We start from the raw sequence: 19,418 nt of genomic DNA, 5'->3' as shown, positions 1-19,418 counted from the left end.
AGCTGAACAGACGGCGTTGAATTTTTGCATTGTTCGCCGATGAGGATATATGTGCGTGCTGCTTGAACAAGACCCGGCGCGCAAGCTGTATGCCACCGGTCATCACAACATCGTGAACGTTCCCGGCACCGACGAATGGATTATCGCGTATCACCGGTTCGCCTACAATCCGGCCGGTCGCTGGGCTGGAGGCGATGGCTGTCATCGCGAAGTGGTATTCGCGCCGCTTGACTACAATCCTGACGGCTCGCTGGTTCCCGTCCGCCCGCAAGTTGGTTCCTACGTGCGTTCGCTGGCGTTCTGACCTGTAGGCTGTCTGTCTCTGTCTGTTCGTTGTCTTCGCCTTGCTTGCGTTTTGTACGTTTTATCTGTTTCGTGAGTTTCGTGCGTTCTGCGGATTTCACGCGTTTCGCGCAGTGCCGTACGCTGATCACCATTCAGCGTGCGGCACTTTTGCATATCTCACGTGTTGCGGGAGATGCCGATTCCGTCGCACAATACGTAAAACGTGAATGAACCACTCACTATTCTTATGTTTTTTGTGACTCAGAGTGTGTTTTGCATATGTAAAAACGTGAATGCTAAGATGATATCAGTATGTGATTGTGTGATGACCTGAGTGTTTTCAGTCATTCTCCACAAAAGAGGAGGGGAATATGCTCAAGCGCTATGCATATGACCAGTTGCTGAATTGGAAGAACCGTAAAACCAAGCAGGGCTTGCTGATCACGGGTGCCCGGCAGGTGGGCAAGACCACGCTGATTGAGCAGTTCGGTGCAGACCATTATGAGCATGTGGCTAAGGTGAATTTCATCGAAATGCCTCAGGCGGTCGAAACGGTAAGCAAGGCCAAGGACACCGAAGACCTGATACTGCGGTTATCGGTACTTTCCGGCACGGAAATTACGCCGGGCAAGACTCTGCTGTTTCTTGACGAGATGCAAGCGTGTGAGGACATGCTCACGTGGACCAAATTCCTGTCTGGCGCCAAAGGATTGGACGTCATCGTTTCTGGCTCCCTGCTGGGCATTGATGTGTTCAATGTGCGTTCGATCCCGGTGGGCTTCCTGCAGACGATGCGTATGTATCCGCTCAATTTCTATGAGTTCTGCGCTGCATGCCGGCTGCCTCAGCCCGCTCTCGATACGTTGCGTGAATGTTATGTGGATCGACGGGAGGTCCCCGATTATCTACATGAACGGCTCACCGACCTGTGGTACAAGTATCTGCTGATTGGTGGCATGCCCGACGCAGTGCAGTCATTCGTGGATTCTGCCGATATTGTCAAGGTCCGCAATACTCAGCAAGCCATATTCGATACCTATGAATACGACATCACCAAATATGTCTCCGATTTGGTGGAACGTCGTCATATCAAGAGCATTTACGAGGCGATTCCAAGTCAGCTCAATGCGGAAAACAAACGACTCAAGTTCTCCAAGTTGGGCAAGAATATCAGGTTCGCTCATATGCAGACGGCGTTCGATTGGTTGGCGAACGCAGGTATCGCCTTGCCTACTTCGCGCGTGCAAGACCCTGAATACCCGCTGACGGAGCATGCCGACGAGAACACGTTTAAACTGTACATGAACGATGTCGGTTTGCTGACCTCCCGTTTGATGCGCAGTGTGGACTTAGAGATTGTGAATCACCGATCCAGTATGAATTACGGGTCGATTTTCGAGAATGCAGCGGCTCAGGAACTGTTTGCACAGGGATTGGAACTGCATTACTTCAACCAGAACCGTATTGGTGAAGTTGATTTTGTAGTGCAGCAAGGTCTGGATGATATTTCACTGGTTGAAATCAAATCGGGCAAGGACTATACGCGGCATCGGGCCATGAACAACCTACTGGATAGCGACAATTATCGGTTTGCCCATGCCTACGTGTTCCATGATGGCAACGTGGAGACTGTTGGACGAACCGAATACCTGCCCATATACATGCTGGGTTGTTTGAGCGTGATATGACATGCGCCACTTTCCCGGGAACGTGTCGCTGATTGGGTCTGTTGCCCGGCCTAGCGGTTCGGTCCATTGACCCAGTCTGTTACTTCACCCTTACCGTCCGCAATGGAGTGAGCCGACTAATCCATATCCGCAAAATCGACAAGCGTCACTGTACCGTCTTGCGCCGCGCGGGCGGCGACATGCTCGTCGAAGCCTGATTTGGAGAACAGCATGTAATGGCTGGTTTCGGGGTGCAGCAGTCTGGCGCGATTGCGCAGCACTTCCAACTGCTGCAGACCGGATGGCATGCTGCGCCATTTGCATTCGCAGAATAGAATCGTAATTTACTTAATTATGATTCTATAATTTGGTCGACTGGTATGCAACAGGTCTCGAGCGTGCATTGCCGCATGCGCAACGTTTCGCGACGCATTCCGGGGAATATTGCGCTTAGAGAGCCGCGTATCGTTGCGAATGCGGGGAACACGCAGGGTTGTGGGCTGTTGCGATTGGACGCAAGCCGCCTAGACTAGTACGCGTTTACGAAAGTCGAACGTGCTTCGACCGGTGAAGGAGAGCTCCGGTCGTGCGACCAATCGCCAATGATTGTCGCAGTACGAAGCACGGCTGATCGTGAATCGTGGCGGCAGCGATTGCCGCGTGCGGCGCAGGAGCATGCCGCACCATACCACAAGCAAACAATCCCCAAGAAACGGTGATCTCCTCACATGTACGTCGATCCGGGAATCAATACCAGCGCAAGCAACCTCAAATGGGTGCTGCCATACTGCAAACCAGACCTGCCCCGCGTGGCAGGCGCGCTCCTACTGTTCATCGTCAATAACACGATGGCCCTGACCATTCCGATTCTGTCCGGCATCATTGTGGACCGTGTCATCGTCGGCGGGCATACCGACGAACTGCCACGTCTGTGCGGACTGATGATCCTCATGACCATCATCCGCGTGGGCGCGCGATACGGCTACCAGATGTGGATGGAGCGTTTCGGCCAGAACTCGGTCTACCGCCTCGTCTCCGACGAATACGAGAAGCTGCACGAGCTCGACTTCACGTACTTCAACCACACACGCACCGGCGACATCATGAGCCGCCTGACCTCCGACACCGACGCGATCCGCCACTGCCTGAGTTGGGTGAGCTATCAGATCGCCGACTGCGTGGTCATGTTCATCGGTGCCCTGTGTGTGATGTTTGCCATCGACTGGCGACTTGCGCTCGCCCTGGCCTGCGCCACGCCGTTCATTTTTGTGCTCACGCGCGGCCTGTCCACGCACGCCCACCCGCTGTTCTTCGCCATCCGCAACTCGCTGGCCTCCCTCAACTCCATGGTCGAGGAGAACATCGAGGGCAACCGTGTGGTCAAGGCATTCGTGCGCGAACCGTACGAAACCGAAAAGTTCGACGAACACAACGACGACTACATGCAGCGCAACATGGCCCTGGCCTACAACTCGCGCAAGTACATGCCCTGGCTGGACGGCCTCGGCTTTTCGCTGCAGCTCATCACGCTCGGCCTCGGCGGCTTCCTGGTCATCAAGGGCTACATGACCCTTGGCAACTTAGTGAGCTTCAACTCCTTCCTGTGGATGATCGACGGCCCGGTGCGTGCCTCCGGCTGGCTCATCAACGACTGGCAGCGATTCAACGCCAGCTGTATCAAGATTCGCAAGCTGCTCACCGAACAGCCGCGCATCGTGGAGAAGCCCGACGCGGCCGAAGCCGTCAAGCAGGCGGTCACAATCGTCGAGCAGGTCAAGCGCGATGATGAGGCTACCGGTGCTACCGGAGCGCCCGGGGCTTCCGGAACATCCGGTGCCCAGCAGTCCGCCGAACGCAAGTCCTGCCCGCTGCGCATCAAAGGCGACATCCGCTTTGCCCACGTCAGTTTCGCCTTCCCGGACGACCCGGAAACCCCGATCCTCAAAGACCTCGACTTCACCGTGCCTGCCGGCTCCAAACTCGGCATCCTCGGCGAGACCGGTGCCGGCAAGTCCACGCTCGTCAGCCTCATCTCCCGCTTCTACGACCCAACCGTGGGCCATGTGCTCATCGACGGCATCGACGCACGCGACTGGCCGCTGGCCACCTTGCGCTCGCAGGTGTGCATCGTGGCGCAGGACACCTTCCTGTTCTCCGACACCATCGGTGGCAATATCGGCTTTGGTGCCAGCGATGATAGCGACGACCGATATATCCAGAAAATGGCCCAGATCGCCGGCGCGGACAATTTCATCAGGTCGATGCCGCAGGGTTATGACACCGTCGTGGGCGAACGCGGCGTGGGCCTGTCCGGCGGGCAGAAACAGCGCCTGTCGCTGGCCCGCGCGCTCGCGGATGATCCGTCGATCCTGATTATGGATGATACGACCTCGGCCGTCGATATGGAGACCGAGGCGGAAATCCAGAAGCACCTCAAGGAGATGGACAGCGGCAAGACCATCGTCACCATCGCCCACCGCATCTCGTCGGTCAAGGATTCCGACCTGATTCTGGTGCTCGAACACGGACGCATCGTCGAACGCGGCACCCACGCCGAACTCGTGGCCGCACACGGCCGCTACTGGGGCATCTACCACAAGCAGCTCGGACTCCAGTCCGGCGCCGCACAGGGGTTTTAACCGTCGTTCAACCTCCCTCTGACGAGGGCTGAGCCGTGAAGAAAACAGCCCTGTGGGCTGTTTTTAGGCGAGGGCGAACCGATAGGTGAGCAATAAATAAAGGAAGCGATGACGGGGGAGAGATTTTGACGACATATCTCTCCCCCAGGCAGCTTCGCTGACAGCCCCCTCGCCGGAGGGGGCTTGGGAAGAGGACTTATGGCACAACGCAATACATTCCGCGAGGATGAGGAGCTGGAGGAGTCCATCAACCTCCACGACATCGCTCGCGTCGGCAAATATCTCAAACCGTACATTTCGCGCATTGTGCGCATCCTGGCGGTCGTGGTCTCGATGAGCTGCATCGTGGTCAGCGTCCCGTACCTGACCAAGATTATGATTGACGACGCGATTCCGAACAAGGATCTCGGCAAACTGGCCATGCTGGCCGGCGGGCTGTTCTGCCTGATCGTGATCTACGAACTCGCGCTGCGCTACCGCACGGTGGCCATTACTCGCGTGGGCCAGCTCATGCTCAAGGACATGCGCCGCGATCTGTTCACACACATCCAGACCCTGCCGTTCAGCTACTTTGACTCGCGCCCGCACGGCAAGATCCTGATCCGCGTGGTCAACTATGTGAACACCCTTTCGGACACGCTCTCCTCGGGTCTGATCAACGTGTTCTCCGACATCTTCACATTCTTCGTGACGCTGATCGTCATGTTCGCCATCGACTGGCAGCTGGCATTGTGGAGCCTCGTACTGTTCCCGGTGCTCATCATCTGGGTGCGTGTGCTGCAGTACTTCCAGCGCAAGGCTTATCAGGTGCTGTCCAACAAGCAGAGCAATCTGAACGCCTTCATCCACGAGTCAATCGCCGGCGTGAAGACCACGCAGACCTTCGCCCGCGAGAAGGAGCAGTTCGACACCTTCCAGCAGCAGCAAGACGACGTACGTACCGCCTGGATGGCCGCCAAGCACATTGAATTCCTGATGTGGCCGGGCGTGCAGACCATCTCCGTGATGACCATCGCGTTCATCTACTTCGTGGGCATCACCGGCTTCGGCGGCGTGAGCGTGACCACCGGTATGCTTATCGCGTTCGTGGGCTACGCGAACAACTTCTGGAACCCGGTGATCAACATCGGCAACTTCTACAACCAGCTGGTCACCTGCTCCGCCTACCTCGAACGCATCTTCGAGACGCTGGACGTCAAGCCCGAGATCGCGAACAAGCCGGGTGCCACCGAGCTGCCCGCCATTCAAGGCAAGGTCGATTTCAACGACGTCGTGTTCCGGTACGAGGACGACGGCCGTAACATCCTGAACTTGGTCGACTTCCACGTCACCCCGGGCAAGACCATCGCCCTGGTCGGCCCGACCGGCGCCGGCAAGACCACCATCGTGAGCCTGCTGTCCCGGTTCTACGACGTGTCGGAAGGTTCGGTGACCATTGATGGCCACGACGTGCGCGACGTGACGCTTGAATCGTTGCGCCGGCAGATGGGCGTGATGCTGCAGGACACGTTCATCTTCTCCGGCAACGTACGTGACAACATCCGCTACGGCAAGCTCGACGCCACCGACGAGGAGATCGAGGCGGCGGCGAAGGCCGTGCACGCGCACGAGTTCATCATGGAGCTGCCTGATGGCTACGACACCACGGTGGAGGAGCGCGGCTCGACCTTGTCCGCCGGGCAGCGCCAGCTCATCGCGTTCGCGCGTGTGCTGCTCGCCGACCCGCGCATCCTGATTCTGGACGAGGCGACCTCGAACATCGACACCCGCACCGAGGAGGCGTTGCAGGCCGGCTTGCGGCATCTGCTCAAGGGTCGCACGAGCTTCATCATCGCCCACCGGCTGTCCACCATCGAGAACGCGGACCAGATCTTCTACATCGACCACGGCCAGATCGTGGAGCACGGCACGCACGCCGAACTGCTGGAGGCCAAGGGCGCGTACTACCGCCTCTACGAGTCCCAATACGCGATGATTCGCGTGGCCACCGGGGCTACTGAGTAGCTCGGCCACCCGTAGCTGCCCCATATCCCAAATCTCCCGAATTTGTACTGCTGGCCGTTACTGAGTAGTACGAATTCGGGAGATGGGGATGTTCCCGAATTTGTGACGTCTAGCGATCGTCAGTGGTACATATTCGGGAGGTGTGGGGTTGTTTCCTGAATATGTGACGCTACGACGTTGTCAGTGGTACATATTCGGGAAGGGCATCGAGGTGGTGATGGGCACGGTAGGGTGTCTGCCTACACTGGGGAGCTATGAGCAAGCACCACCATCGCGACCGTAGCTGGGCACCGGCACCTGAACCGCTGCCGCAAGACGCCCAGACCATCGACAACCACACCCACGTGGCCTCCGTCATACCGTTTGCGCGGGCCATGAGCCACGAGGCGCAGGAAAAAGGGCAGCCCGAAGTCCCGGTGTACGACGTCGACCAGTTGCTTGCACAGGCGCAAGCCGTCGGTATTGGGGGTATTATCGACTGCGGTTGCGAGCTGCCGCACCTGATGACCGCCGTCCAGATGGCCCTCGATCATCCAGGTAATGTGCACGCGGCGCTCGCAATACATCCCAACGAATCCGTGCTCCACGGTCATCGCGGTGTGCCGGGGCCGGATGGGCTGCCGCTCAAATACAAGCCGTACCACGACACCAGCTTTGAGGACGCTCTCGCTGAAGTGCATCGTCTTGCCACCACGTACCCCGAACAGGTGGTGGCCATCGGGGAGACCGGCATGGACCTGTTCCGTACCGGCGAGGGGGCTAAGGAGCTGCAACGTGAGGCTTTCCGCGCGCATATCGCTTTGGCCAAGGAACTGAACCTGCCCATGCAGATTCATGACCGCGACTCTCATCGCGAAGTCATCGAGACTCTGCTGGCCGACGGCGCTCCCGAGCGTACCGTGTTCCACTCCTACTCCGGCGACCGCGAGATGGGTGAGATCGCGCGCGAGCATGGATGGTACCTGAGCTTCTCCGGCACAGTGAGTTATAAGGGCAACGATGGCATCCGCGAATCGCTGCGCATTGTGGGACTGGACCACGCGATGGTGGAAACCGATGCGCCGTACCTCACGCCTATGCCGTACCGTGGCCGCACCAATGCACCCTACATGATTCCTTACACACTGCGTGCCATGGCCGATACGCTTGACCTGCCCATTGCCGATGTGGCCCGCGGCACCCGCAACACCACCCGTGTGGTCTACGGGGTGTGAGCGAGCTCGCTGCCATTATTCCTTGGGATGCGCCGCGCAGGCCGCAGAAGTGGGCAATGACGTGTTGATTTGCCCCTTTTGTGGCGATGTGTTGACTTGGAATTGAGCAGAATTTGTAAGAATCGCCAACGAGGTCTACGATATGTTGCTTGACATAAGCGAGGGGGAGGATCTCCACCTCAATGGAGGACTGAACGTATGGCTGAGTCAGATAAACAGGCTGAACGTGCCCAAAAAGTGGCAAAGCCCCAAAAGGCCCAGAAAACTAATGCCAAGGCTGGTGCCAATAAGGCAAAGGCTAAGCAGGAAGAAGAAGCCCTGCTGAGGGCCGACACCTTCACTAACGCTCCCAAGGTTTCCCGCCGCACCCTTACCAAGGAGGAGCGCGAGGCCATCGCCAAACAGCGCGAGGCCGAGACGCGAGAAGCCGAGAAAATCGCCAGCGCCTCTTCCAAAGGCCGTCTTGGCCGTTGGTGGGCTCGCCTGCAATCCGGACCAGATAAGGTCACGTGGGGCATGGCGATCGTGGCCCTTGGCGTAGTCTATGGCGACATCGGTACTTCGCCTCTGTACACCGCGCAGACCTTCCTTGCCGGGCAAGGCGGCCTCGGCAACGTGGATCGCGAGGCCGTGCTCGGTATGCTCTCACTGGTCTTCTGGTCGATCACGCTGATTACCACCGTCAAATATGTGCTGATTGCCATGCGCATCGACAACAACGGCGAAGGCGGCATCTTTGCACTCTACTCGTTGATCCGCAAATACGGAGCCTGGCTCGCCATTCCCGCCATGCTCGGCGGCGCGGCCTTCCTGGCCGATTCCGTGCTCACACCGGCCGTGTCTATCAGCTCCGCAGTCGAAGGTCTGCAGACTTTGCCGCCGCTCGAGCAGCTGTTTGACGAGAATCCGAGCCTGACCCTCATGATCACCGTGGTGATCATCGTGATTCTGTTCTCCGTGCAGTCTCGTGGCACCGAAAGCATCGGCAAGGTCTTCGGCTCGATGGTGCTGGTCTGGTTCAGCTTCCTCGCCGTTGTGGGCGTGGTGAATCTCAACAACGACTGGTCGGTGTTCGCCGCCCTCAACCCGGTGTACGGTGTCAAATTCCTGTTCAGCCCGCATAACGCGGCCGGTATCGCACTGATGGGCACGGTGTTCCTCTCCACCACCGGTGCCGAGGCGCTCTACTCCGACATGGGTCATGTGGGCCGTGGCAACATCTACTTCACCTGGCCATTCATCAAGATTGCGCTGGTGCTCAACTACTTCGGCCAAGGCGCGTGGATGCTGAACAACGCCCGCAACCCGCAGTTCAACACTATGAAGTCGCTGAACCCGTTCTTCCAGATGATGACGCCGAACGTGCGCTATCTGGCGGTGATTCTCTCTGTCACGGCCGGCGTGATTGCCTCCCAGGCCCTGATCACCGGCGCATTCACCATGGTTTCCGAGGCCACCCGCCTCAACTGGATGCCGCATCTGCAGGTGCGTTACCCGGCCCGTACACGCGGCCAGCTGTACATTCCGGTGGTCAACGGCGTGCTGTGCGTCTCCACTCTGGCCGTGCTTGCCATCTTCAAGGATTCGGAGCACATCTCCGCCGCATACGGCTTGGCGCTGACCATCACCATGATCACCACCACCGTGCTGCTCGGCGTGTATCTCTGGTATGACCGCAAGCGCGTGGGCGCCATCGTGTTCACCGTGCTGTTCCTGGCCATCCAGATCATGTTCTTCATCGCCTCCATGGCCAAGTTCCTGCATGGTGGTTGGTTCACCTGCCTGCTCACCATCGCGATTCTGTTTGTCATGTACACGTGGAACGAAGGCACCAAGCTGGAGCGTGCGCAGCGTCGCCACATGCGGCCCAAGGACTTCCTGCCCGCCCTCGACAAGCTGCACGGAGACTTCCGCATCCCCTACTTTGCGGACAACATCGTCTACCTGACTTCCGATTCGGAGACCAAGCGACTCGATACGGATATCTTCTTCTCCATCTTCGCCGACCACCCCAAGCGCGCCCGCGCATGGTGGGCAGTGAGTGTGGAGACCACCGATGAGCCGTTCACCCGCGAATACTCGGTGGAGAATTTCGGCACCAACTACATCTTCCGTGTGCGGTTCCGCCTGGGGTTCAAGGTCTCGCAGTCCATTCCGGCGTATATTCACCAGATCATGCATGACCTGTCCAAGACCGGAGAACTGCCCAAGCAGAAGTCGATCTACCCCAAGGTGGACGCCGACCCGGATATTGGCACAGTTCGTTACGTGCTGGTGCACAAGGCGCTGATGCCGGAATCCAAGGTCTCCGCTCGCGGTGCGCTCTCGCTGCAAGCCAAGTACGCGATTCGCCATGTGGCCGGTTCTCCGGTCAAGTGGTTCGGCTTGGCGCCCTACAACCCGTTGATTGAAGTGCAGCCGCTATTCGTCTCCACCCGCCGCCCGCCGCGTCTGAAGCGCACGGATGGGACCAAGACGGTTCCTGCGCCGGCCCCGACTCGAAGTGTGGCTGATCCTGCGGCCGTTCCCGATCCCATGGACACCACCGCCGGCCTGAGTCGCTTGGTCCAAGAGCTCGATGCCGCGATGTCTGCAGAGGAGAAAAAGTAGGTATCTCGGTTGAAAGGGGTACTTGAACCCTCTTGCGGAATAATAACTGCTCTCAGAGGGGTGCCTAAGTGTTGAGAACCCAAGTATGAATGGCGTTATTCTGCCGTTTGTACTTGGGCTCTTCCATATCGGGTACCCCTGCTGAAAGCAGTTAGCATTCTGCAGAAGTCGCAATGTACCCCTTTCAACTGAGTTACCGCCGTGTATAGGCTGACGCGCTCTATAAAGAATGCCTATAACGGTGGCCGCACGTCGAAATATGGCTCGGGTAAGTTATCTGACTATGTGCAGATTATTGGGATACGCGACGGCGGGGTTCAACCTGAGCCTTAACGCCGTGTTGGGTCAGGGCAATGTCGAGGATTTCCGCGAATTGTCCGAGATCCACAACGATGGCTGGGGTGTGGCCCAGCTCGCTGATCCCACGTCGGCGCCGTACGTGCGCGACGGCGGTGCACCCACTCCGGAAACCGGCACGAAAATCTACAAGTCCACCATCGCCGCACGCGCCGATAGCACGTTTGAAGCTTTGGCTAGCGAGCCGGCTCGCGGCGCCATTTGGCATCTGCGTCTGGCCAGCTCCAATCTGCCGCTCATTATGGAGAACCAGCACCCGTTCTATGCCAACGGTTTGAGCTTTATCCACAATGGCGATATTTCCGATGCCAATGGCCGCAACATTGTGACCAATCGTTCCTACCCCGTGGATCACAGCGTGTTTCTGTCCACCGGCGGACGCTCCGACTCCGCCATCTTCTTCGCGGTGATTCTGGAGTACGTCGGCTTCGGATTCCCGCTTGACGAGGCTGTGGCTCAGGCGGTGCGCGAGCTTCGCCAGGCCTACCCGAAATCCAGCTACAACTGCATGATTCAATCCGAGGATCAGCTGATTGCCTTGTGCGCTGCCGGCCGTGAGAAGACCAGCCCACGCATTGTGGAGATCTACGACGAGTATGGCCGCGGCAAGCAGGCCGCCGATTACCGTGTGATGCGCTACCGCGCGCTGAATGACGAGAATGGCGATCCGGCCGGTGTAGTGGTGTCTTCCTCTGGCTATGAGCAGGAAGGCTGGGACGTGCTGGAGAATGATCAGATGATCATCGCGTCCAACCGCAACGGTACCTACCGTCTGCGTTCCATCTGAACCGTTCCTCGACCGTTCCTCGACTCCCGCTGACGGGAGCTGGCTCGCGAAGCGAGACTGAGGGTGGTCTGATTGGTGGAAACGAACCACCCCCAGTCAGCTTCGCTGACAGCCCCCGCCAGCGGGAGCTCAGATCACTCGCATCCCGTACTTCTCAGCCAACGCCGGAATATCCGGTACGCCATATTTGGCCACCAGATCCAGCCAACGCCGCTTATTATCCTCGCCAAATCGTTCGGCTCGAGCCGTATACGCCTCGACTTGCAAGAACTTCGGCGGCACCGACTTGCTGTGGAACTTATCGGCGTACATCACCACTTCCTGCTCAAGATTCATCGGCACATAGTCGGTCGGGGGCAGAGGAAGCTCTTGCCGTATGATGTCCTCACGCGTGAGACCCACGCCAGTGTGATTACGGCAGAACTGGGCGATGTACTCGTCCACACCCTCATCGAGCAAATACTCATAACCCTTCAGTCCGTGCAGGATGTATCGTTTCTTGCTAAATTTGAGCGGTTCGCCGTCCGAGCCGTCATGCTTGAATACGCGATACGTGCCGATATCGTGCAGCAGCCCGCCGATGAGCACCAGATGCTCGTCCAGTAGGCGTGGCGGCACCTGGCCGCCCGTGACGCCCGCAGTGGGTGGCATGGGCGTAGCCGACACAGCAGCATCTACCGTATTCTCTGTGCGACGATTGCTTCCCCGCTCGGGTGCATCTTTCGACAGCGTGCAACGACGCGTGAACAGTGCATTCTGCCGTCGCACAATCTGGCATCCGATGGTTGCCACAATCACGCAATGCGTGTGAACCAGCTCATAGGCCGCCTCGGACGGCGCAATCTTGCGATGCAGCTCGTCAATCTGCTCAAGTGTGGGAATATATCCGGTCATGATCGTCAAGTTTCGTTTCGTAAGGTCAGGATTACCCCTAGATTAGCTCGGGAATAAGCCACGTTGATGTCAGTGGGAACAGATTTGGGCCTTGTTTGACGTCTACTTGCGTTTCGAGGGGCTGATTCGATCTTCTCCGGAGATCTACTTGCGTCTCGAGGGGCTGGTGTCTAGGCAGGCAATGTCCGACAATGGCGAAATGGCGTTGCGCCAAGCCGTTTCTACATGCGTTTGACTGAATGACCAGCCCCTCGAAACGGAAGTAGACTTCCTGAGATGCGCGAATCAGCCCCTTGAAGTCGAGAAGGCCTCTGCGATTCGATATTGCCGAATCGCAGAGGCCTTCTCGACGACTTGAAATCAGATCTCGAACATCTGGTCTGCGGCTTCGGCGATCTCGCGCGAGGCGGTGAGCACGATGATGCAGTGCTTCGGGTCGCCGCTATGCGCCAGCTTGGCAAGGGCGGCGAACACGGTCACTGTGTCGTCCACGTTCAAGCCGCGGGTCGGTTCGTCGAGAATCAGCACTTCCGCTTCCGTGCTGATGGCGCGGGCAATGGCCGCCAAGCGCTGCTGCACCACGGGTAGCTTGCTCACGGCAACGCCGCTGGTCGCCTCCGAGAAGCCGACCTTGGCCAGCAGTTCACGAGCGATCACCGGCTTGGGCTTCAGGAAGTTACGGTTGGAAGCATTCATGGCATAGAGCACGTTCTGCTCGGCGTCCAGATCGGGCTGCACGGCGTGCAGCTGCGGCACGATGCCCAGACGGTGACCACGCAGATCCACAGGCTCCAGTTCGGCGATGTTGGCGCTCTTATTCATCACCGTGCCGGACTTCGGCTGTACAAGGCCGCTCATCACGCCCATAAGCGCGCGGCGCTTGGTGTCTGCGGTCAGTCCCGAGTCAGGGTCGTCGGTGATGAGCAGTGCGTAGGCGTGACCCACGTAGCAGGCGAATTCCACGCTGCCGAGTACGTTGATTTTGCCTTTGGCGCCGGGAACGGTGACTTTGTTCAGCGCAAAGGTCGGGTAGGTCTTGAGCAGGATGTCATCCGCGCCGCCGCCCACGAGCACGCGGTCGATGCGCGAGGCGAGCGTCATGGTCGGTTCGGCGGTCTTGGACGCCGGCGCTGCGTGTTCGACCAATTCGTCTTTGCCGCCAGATTTAGCCAGGTTCAGCGTCTCGTTGACGCGGTCCGCATTGCGCTTGGTCGCTGCGGCGGAGGTGTCTGCGGAAGCCAGAGCGTCCGCTTCTGCCTCGCTGAGTTCTGCGCCCGCGTTGTCCTCGGCGGTGGCGTCTGAGGCCTCAGTGACATCCGCGGCGCTTTCGGCGCTGGCCATGATGCTGTAGATATCACCGGAGGCATTGTCGTCAACGTCATCCGCACCCTCGGGGTCAAGGCCATCCGCATCGTCAAAGATGACGCTGAACTGGATGGAATCGGCCGGAGCGGGCTTGATGGCATCCTTGGATGCCATGGCCGATTCGGCCGTGTTCTTCAGGGCTTCGTCCTTGCTGAGTTCCTGTTCGTTCCTCTCGCTCATGCCTTCGCCTCCGCATCGTCGTTGGTCGTAGTCGTGGTAGTGGTCACAGCCTTGCCGAGTTCGGCAACCTCGTCGTCAGCTTCTTCAATGGTCTCGATTTCGCTGACTGTGCCCCAGTCGCCATCAGCGGCAAAGAGCTTGGCTGCGCTGAAGAATGCAAGTCGCAAGGCCGCAAGAATAGCCAGCACCAGAATGGCGCCGAGCCCGCCCCAGACCATCTGCCAAATCAGGCTAGAGGTGACTGCGGTAGTGTGGCCGGAGATCAATGCCGCGCCGATGGGCTTTGCCGCAAAGGCGCCACCGACCAGGCCGATCACATAGAACGGCAGGGTGGCGAAGAACACCTCAAGCATGAATTGCCAGCCAAGGCGGCCGCGAGTTACGCCGGAAACCAGCGCCATGCCGATTTCATCATTGCGCTTCGGCGTCCACACGGCCAGCAGCACTAGGGCAAGCAACAGCACGCCACCCACGGTGAGCAGCACGATCACGCCGGTCTTGGCACGAGCAGCCAAGGTATCCAACGGCTCAAGCGACTTGGTGTAAGCCTCGAGCGAGGGGGAAGAGATGGTGTAGCCCTTGGCCGGCAGCTTGGCTTTCTTCAGCGTTTTCAGCAGAGAATCATATGTAGCAGAATCCGTGACGTTGAACACCACGTTCAGGTCAGGCAGCTCCCACCCGGAGGCGGTTTCATTGCTGTACTGCGGGTCGAGCCCGGCCTTGGAGAAGGTCTGGTAGTTCGTGAAGATCGCGTTCTCGCGATTGCGGGCGGCAACCACCGGGTTGTCCACGGTGGATTCGGAGGTGTACTTGTAGATGCCGCGCACCTTGAGCTCTGCGGTGTCTGATGCGCTGGTGGCAGTGGCTACCTTGAACGTATCGCCCACCTTAAGATTATTGGCCTTGGCAAACGCTTCAGAGACCAATGCGCCAGTGGTGTCTGGGTTGGCGGATTTGTTGTTATAGCTCAGGCCCTTGCCGTCCACGATTTCAAAGGTGCCAAGATCGCTTGCTTTGGCCGCGTCCTTGGTCCAGAATGCGCGCCAAACCAGCTGGCCGCCGGTCTTATCGTCGGAAGCGGAGCCGAGCGAGCCGCCATCGAGCGCTTTCAAATCGCCACTCACGCGGGCGGGCACTGTTCCGGTAACGGTGAAGTCGAGCGTGGTACCGGCGGTCTGAATAGCCGAGGCGTAATCGGTGTACGACGACCAGGTCATGTAATGCTTGGTGGTGGCCGAGTCGGTGGCGGAGACCTTCTTCCAAGTGGCCGCGCTCGGGCGAATCGCCATATTGGCTTTCTGCGAATTGTATGTGGTGGTGTGTGCGGTGGTGTTTTCCTGCACAATGGCCAGCCCGGCAACCGTGCCGAACGTGACCGCCAGAGTGATGAATGCGGTTAGGGTGGTGCGTCCCTTGGAACGCATCAAAGCCCGCCAGGCGTTGCTGAGGACGAACATGTGTACCTCTCCCGTTCTCCTAAGCCGAACAAATCAATACGGCTCTACTATTGTTGCGCTTCGTGACCGTTTTCTTGCGCAATACTGTTATACCCCTCAATGAAGTCTGGGAATGTGCTGGGAACAAACATGGTCAATGTGGGTAAAAGCGATGCAAAAAACTGCGCATAATCGCGCGGAACATGGAAATTCTGTTGCGATTCGTCGTATCAGGAATAGGTTCATCGCATTCTGTTACACTTACCCACGACGTATAACACCTATTATTCGCAGAGTCGACGTGCTCTTGTGAGGCTGCCGCGCAGTGCGGAACGGCCTCGATATCGGCAAGAGCATAGCTCGTCTTGGACGGTTGCAGCACATGCCTGATGCATCCGTCTTGCGAAACAGGGAGGCAAAGGATATGGCGAACCGGCACGCACAGAACAATCTGCCTAATTTTGGTTGGCAGAAGGTGCGCGGCCCCCATCACATCATGGCATACCGGACGAGCCGCAAGGCCGCTGCAGCCGTGTCCATGGCTGTTATTGCCGTGCTGGTGTTTGTGGGAACGTTCGCCGCTGCCACTTGGGCCGATGTGTCTGGCGCGGTCAGCAGCCAGAAGGTGCAGGTCATCCAGCAGAAGGGTGCCAAGAAAGTAGATGACTCACCGGTGGATCCGTATGCCAATAAGGTAATCAACATTCTGTTGATTGGTCAGGATACGCGTGATGGTGCGGGTAACTCCGCGATTGGCGGTAGCGGCAGCGACGTTGCGGATCTGCATAATTCCGATACCACGATGATTCTGCAGATCGCCGCAGACCGTAAGAGCATGAATCTGGTATCGATACCGCGCGATCTCATGGTCTCCACTCCGGGCTGCCAGACCACTAACGGCGAGATTGCCGCGCAGTCTTCGGTGATGTTCAACTCCATTTTTGCCAACGGCTACTCGCAGGGCGGCGACGTGGCCTCGGCTGCCAGCTGCACCATGAACGAGGTGAACCATCTGAGCGGCCTGGACATCCAGAACTTCATGGTGGTTGACTTCGGCGGCTTGGTCAACATGATTGATGCCATCGGAGGTGTGGATATCTGCATCCCTACGCAGATGACGGATGTCTACACCGGATTGAACCTTTCCCCAGGCATGCAGCATTTGACCGGTGGCCTGGCAACACAATATGCACGTATGCGCCACGGTACGGGCACGGACGGCTCGGACACCATGCGTACCACGAGGCAGCAGTATCTGATCAGGCAGCTGGTGAAGACGGCATTGTCTAAAAACTACTTCACACAGACGAGCGAGCTGTATCAGCTGGCAAAGTCGGCGCTGGACTCGGTGCAGATGAGCGAAGGCCTGGCTAATGTAGGTACATTGGCTGGTCTGGCTACTAGCTTGAAGAACTTCAGCATGGATAACCTTTATTCCATGACGATTCCGATTACCCCGTGGGTGGAAGATCCCAATCGCAGCCAGCTGGCCGACGGTGCAGATGCCGTGTGGGAGAAGTTGCGCAAGGGGCAGCCGCTGGTGGATAAGGCCGAGACAGCGGCCACCGTTGATGGCACTACCACTACGGACGGTACGACCGCTGATGGTGCGACCGCCGATGGAACCACTGCTGACGGAACTGTCACCGACAGTTCCACCTACAACGAAAAGATCGGCGTGATCACCCAGGCTGACGGTACCTTGATTGACGCCCAGACCGGCGGCATCATCGATCCTGAGACCGGAGCAATCCGCAGTTCTGTGACTGGCCAGTTCATCGGTATGAACAACCGTTACATCGAAGTGACCTACTGCGGCGTGACCTACTAACACTTATTAACACTATTGACAGCTCGCATGGCAAACCTCAGGTTCCGATCACCGTGCTTTGCTTGCCGCGCTCGAATCGTAACGATTGCGGGAAAAGTTGCGTGCAATTTGCTGAGGCAAGGTCACTGGTTCTGTTTTATGCAACGTGCCGGGCATGGTGGTGACTTGACTGTGGTGTGCGGGCAAGCGAAGTGCTTGCTGGACGCAAATAGAGCATTGCTGGTATGAATGTCTAAATACTCGGTGCGGAAATAAGAAACGGTAAGGGACGCTTATGTCAGCGAAGAGAATGATGAGTGCGGTTGCGGTACTTGCGTCAATGACGCTGGTAAGTGCGGTGTGCGCAGCACCGGCTAGTGCATTGAGCGATGTGAGCGTGGACGCGCGTGCAAATGCGTCGACGGATCCGTTCAGGACACAGACAATCTCCGATGACACCGCTGCTGATGCCATGCCGGATAACCCGGACGCTGCCTTGCCGGATCAGGTTTCTGCTGCGATTCCGGACGATGCAACTGTGGTCTCCGAAGATCATGCCGTTACCGCCGACGGCGAACTGAAGAACATCACCACCGGTGAGACCGTGACTGATCCTGCGCTTGTGGGTACGCAGGATTCTCAGCCTGATCCGCTTGCCAAGACTGACGGTGAATCGTTTATTCCGGTACAAGCCGATGAGGTCAAACAGAAGGTTGCGGCCAACGGCGGCGACGCGAATGCGGGAGCGGCTGATGCGCAGACCGCTCCAGACACGTCTGATACTCAGCCCGAGCAGACCCGGCCTAATGATTCGAGCAAATATGACCAGCCCAGTCAGCCTGACCAGTCCAATCAGTCTGATTCTCCAGCACCGTCGGATTCAGGTAATGCTTTCAATTCCGGCGAAACTTTTGACTCAGATGAAGCCGCCAATTCCGGCGATGTTCCTGACTCTGGTAACACTTCAGACAGTTCAGCCGCTACGAGTGGCACGGCCAAGGCCACTGCTGAGGGCTCTGTGCGACTTGCTGCACTGCAGAACAATGAATATGGCGCTCACTGGGGTTCCTACAACGGTACCGCAGCGTTTTTTGATGCATCGAATAGCCTGTTCGTTCAGCAGGCCAAGGGCGTGATTGACGTTTCTGCATGGCAAGGTACTATCGACTGGCAAGCTGTGAAGAACTCGGGAGTAGAAGGCGCAATCATCCGCATTGCTTACGGATGGGACAACGGCTTCGATAATCAGGCACTGCGCAATATCAGCGAGTGCAGGCGTTTGGGTATTCCGTTTGGCGTATACCTCTATTCGTACGCTTATGACGCCAATACCGGTGCTGCTGAGGGATCCAGTTTAGTGAACCTGCTGCAGAAAGCCGGTGTGAGCTCAAGCGATTTGGGCTATCCGGTGTATTACGACTTGGAAAAGTGGACATGGGCAGGCCATGAGGTACCGAACAATCCTGGAACGTACAACGGTATCGTCAATGCTTGGTACAGCAAATTGAAGTCTGCTGGATACACCAATCTTGCCGTATACTCGTACACCTCTTATTTGAACAAAGAACTCAACAGCAGCAATATTCACTCCAAGACCCGCTGGGTAGCGCAGTACGGTTCTTCAATGGAGTACACTGCATTTCCCACCAATGATCGCGGTTGGCAGTACACCAGCAAGGGCCGTGTGAATGGCATTAGCGGCACCGTGGATCTGAGTGCGTTCGGCAATAAGACTTCAACCGCTCCGGTTGGGGCTACTGGATCTGTATACCGTTTGTATCATCCTGGTATTCGTGTGCATCACTACACTGCTGACGCGCATGAAATGTCAGTGCTCGTGAACCAGCGTGGATGGGTGTATGAGGGAATCATGTTCAAGACCCCTACTTCCGGACAGCCTGTGTACCGTCTCTATCATCCGGGTATTAAACAGCACGTTTTCACTCTTTCTCAGCATGAGAGGAATGTGCTCAGCAAGCAACGCGGATGGATATATGAAGGTGTCGCTTGGTACAGCAACCCTAATGGGGGTACAGCTGTTTACCGTTTGTATAACGGATCCAACTATGAACACTTCTATACATCAAATCGCAACGAATATAATATTCGCGGCTCACAGGGATGGACAAAAGAGGGTATCGCCTGGCGGAGCTGATTATTCCTGAACAGG

General features: G+C 57.6%; 12 protein-coding genes and 1 pseudogene. 9 read left to right on the top strand and 4 right to left on the bottom strand.

The window, feature by feature from the left end:
• Window positions 1–55: 55 nt before the first annotated feature.
• Together NBH12_RS01215 and NBH12_RS01210 are read left to right on the top strand one after the other, a co-directional pair.
• Window positions 56–304: pseudogene (locus NBH12_RS01215) on the top strand (family 43 glycosylhydrolase); the annotation flags it as partial.
• Between the two features lie 352 nt (window positions 305–656).
• Window positions 657–1,973, top strand: a complete 1,317-nt coding sequence (locus NBH12_RS01210; RefSeq protein WP_250819072.1) for an ATP-binding protein — start codon at window positions 657–659, stop codon at window positions 1,971–1,973.
• 116 nt (window positions 1,974–2,089) lie between these two features.
• Here NBH12_RS01210 and NBH12_RS01205 read toward each other — a convergent pair whose 3' ends face one another.
• Window positions 2,090–2,260, bottom strand: a complete 171-nt coding sequence (locus tag NBH12_RS01205; protein WP_003829636.1) for a hypothetical protein — start codon at window positions 2,258–2,260, stop codon at window positions 2,090–2,092.
• 420 nt (window positions 2,261–2,680) lie between these two features.
• Between NBH12_RS01205 and NBH12_RS01200 the strand changes: the two genes are divergently transcribed.
• The 5 genes from NBH12_RS01200 (at window position 2,681) to NBH12_RS01180 (ending at window position 11,563) form a co-directional block, all read left to right on the top strand.
• Window positions 2,681–4,591, top strand: a complete 1,911-nt coding sequence (locus NBH12_RS01200) for an ABC transporter ATP-binding protein (protein ID WP_019727576.1) — start codon at window positions 2,681–2,683, stop codon at window positions 4,589–4,591.
• 198 nt (window positions 4,592–4,789) lie between these two features.
• Window positions 4,790–6,595: an ABC transporter ATP-binding protein gene (locus NBH12_RS01195; RefSeq protein WP_003832351.1), complete on the top strand. Its 1,806-nt coding sequence runs from the start codon at window positions 4,790–4,792 to the stop codon at window positions 6,593–6,595.
• A 254-nt stretch (window positions 6,596–6,849) separates the two neighbouring features.
• Window positions 6,850–7,809 (top strand): TatD family hydrolase, encoded by a 960-nt coding sequence (locus tag NBH12_RS01190; protein WP_003832348.1) that lies wholly within the window; start codon window positions 6,850–6,852, stop codon window positions 7,807–7,809.
• Window positions 7,810–8,007: 198 nt separating this feature from the next.
• Window positions 8,008–10,419, top strand: coding sequence for a KUP/HAK/KT family potassium transporter (locus NBH12_RS01185; RefSeq protein ID WP_065504658.1), 2,412 nt, complete (start codon window positions 8,008–8,010; stop codon window positions 10,417–10,419).
• A gap of 283 nt (window positions 10,420–10,702) precedes the next feature.
• A complete protein-coding gene (locus NBH12_RS01180; RefSeq protein WP_025300095.1) occupies window positions 10,703–11,563 on the top strand; it encodes a class II glutamine amidotransferase in 861 nt (286 codons plus the stop codon).
• Window positions 11,564–11,692: 129 nt separating this feature from the next.
• On the opposite strand, the gene NBH12_RS01175 is transcribed toward NBH12_RS01180, so the two are convergent.
• The 3 genes from NBH12_RS01175 to NBH12_RS01165 all read right to left on the bottom strand — a co-directional run bounded on the left by NBH12_RS01175 (window position 11,693) and on the right by NBH12_RS01165 (window position 15,459).
• Window positions 11,693–12,457 carry an HD domain-containing protein gene (locus tag NBH12_RS01175; RefSeq protein WP_065507177.1) on the bottom strand — a complete coding sequence of 255 codons (765 nt, stop codon included), beginning with the start codon at window positions 12,455–12,457 and terminating at the stop codon, window positions 11,693–11,695.
• Between the two features lie 360 nt (window positions 12,458–12,817).
• Entirely contained in the window at window positions 12,818–14,002 is a 1,185-nt protein-coding gene (locus NBH12_RS01170) for an ATP-binding cassette domain-containing protein (RefSeq protein ID WP_250819071.1), read from the bottom strand.
• Window positions 13,999–15,459 (bottom strand): ABC transporter permease, encoded by a 1,461-nt coding sequence (locus NBH12_RS01165; RefSeq protein WP_025332512.1) that lies wholly within the window; start codon window positions 15,457–15,459, stop codon window positions 13,999–14,001. Before NBH12_RS01165 ends, NBH12_RS01170 begins: the two co-directional genes overlap by 4 nt.
• A gap of 403 nt (window positions 15,460–15,862) precedes the next feature.
• Between NBH12_RS01165 and NBH12_RS01160 the strand changes: the two genes are divergently transcribed.
• Together NBH12_RS01160 and NBH12_RS01155 are read left to right on the top strand one after the other, a co-directional pair.
• Complete coding sequence (locus NBH12_RS01160; RefSeq protein WP_025300093.1) at window positions 15,863–17,269, top strand: LCP family protein; 1,407 nt, start codon at window positions 15,863–15,865, stop codon at window positions 17,267–17,269.
• Between the two features lie 274 nt (window positions 17,270–17,543).
• A complete protein-coding gene (locus NBH12_RS01155) occupies window positions 17,544–19,403 on the top strand; it encodes a glycoside hydrolase family 25 protein (protein ID WP_052787472.1) in 1,860 nt (619 codons plus the stop codon).
• Window positions 19,404–19,418 lie beyond the last annotated feature (15 nt).

Source organism: Bifidobacterium sp. M3-N-101 (assembly GCF_023656805.1).
In the GTDB taxonomy this organism is placed as follows: domain Bacteria; phylum Actinomycetota; class Actinomycetes; order Actinomycetales; family Bifidobacteriaceae; genus Bifidobacterium; species Bifidobacterium breve.
This window is presented reverse-complemented; position numbering and strand designations above follow the sequence as displayed.

Coding starts and splice junctions, on each gene's coding strand:
- NBH12_RS01210 (WP_250819072.1), top strand. CDS start 657: ATGCTCAAGCGCTATGCATATGACCAGTTGCTGAATTGGAAGAACCGT.
- NBH12_RS01205 (WP_003829636.1), bottom strand. CDS start 2,260: ATGCCATCCGGTCTGCAGCAGTTGGAAGTGCTGCGCAATCGCGCCAGA.
- NBH12_RS01200 (WP_019727576.1), top strand. CDS start 2,681: ATGTACGTCGATCCGGGAATCAATACCAGCGCAAGCAACCTCAAATGG.
- NBH12_RS01195 (WP_003832351.1), top strand. CDS start 4,790: ATGGCACAACGCAATACATTCCGCGAGGATGAGGAGCTGGAGGAGTCC.
- NBH12_RS01190 (WP_003832348.1), top strand. CDS start 6,850: ATGAGCAAGCACCACCATCGCGACCGTAGCTGGGCACCGGCACCTGAA.
- NBH12_RS01185 (WP_065504658.1), top strand. CDS start 8,008: ATGGCTGAGTCAGATAAACAGGCTGAACGTGCCCAAAAAGTGGCAAAG.
- NBH12_RS01180 (WP_025300095.1), top strand. CDS start 10,703: ATGTGCAGATTATTGGGATACGCGACGGCGGGGTTCAACCTGAGCCTT.
- NBH12_RS01175 (WP_065507177.1), bottom strand. CDS start 12,457: ATGACCGGATATATTCCCACACTTGAGCAGATTGACGAGCTGCATCGC.
- NBH12_RS01170 (WP_250819071.1), bottom strand. CDS start 14,002: ATGAGCGAGAGGAACGAACAGGAACTCAGCAAGGACGAAGCCCTGAAG.
- NBH12_RS01165 (WP_025332512.1), bottom strand. CDS start 15,459: ATGTTCGTCCTCAGCAACGCCTGGCGGGCTTTGATGCGTTCCAAGGGA.
- NBH12_RS01160 (WP_025300093.1), top strand. CDS start 15,863: ATGGCGAACCGGCACGCACAGAACAATCTGCCTAATTTTGGTTGGCAG.
- NBH12_RS01155 (WP_052787472.1), top strand. CDS start 17,544: ATGTCAGCGAAGAGAATGATGAGTGCGGTTGCGGTACTTGCGTCAATG.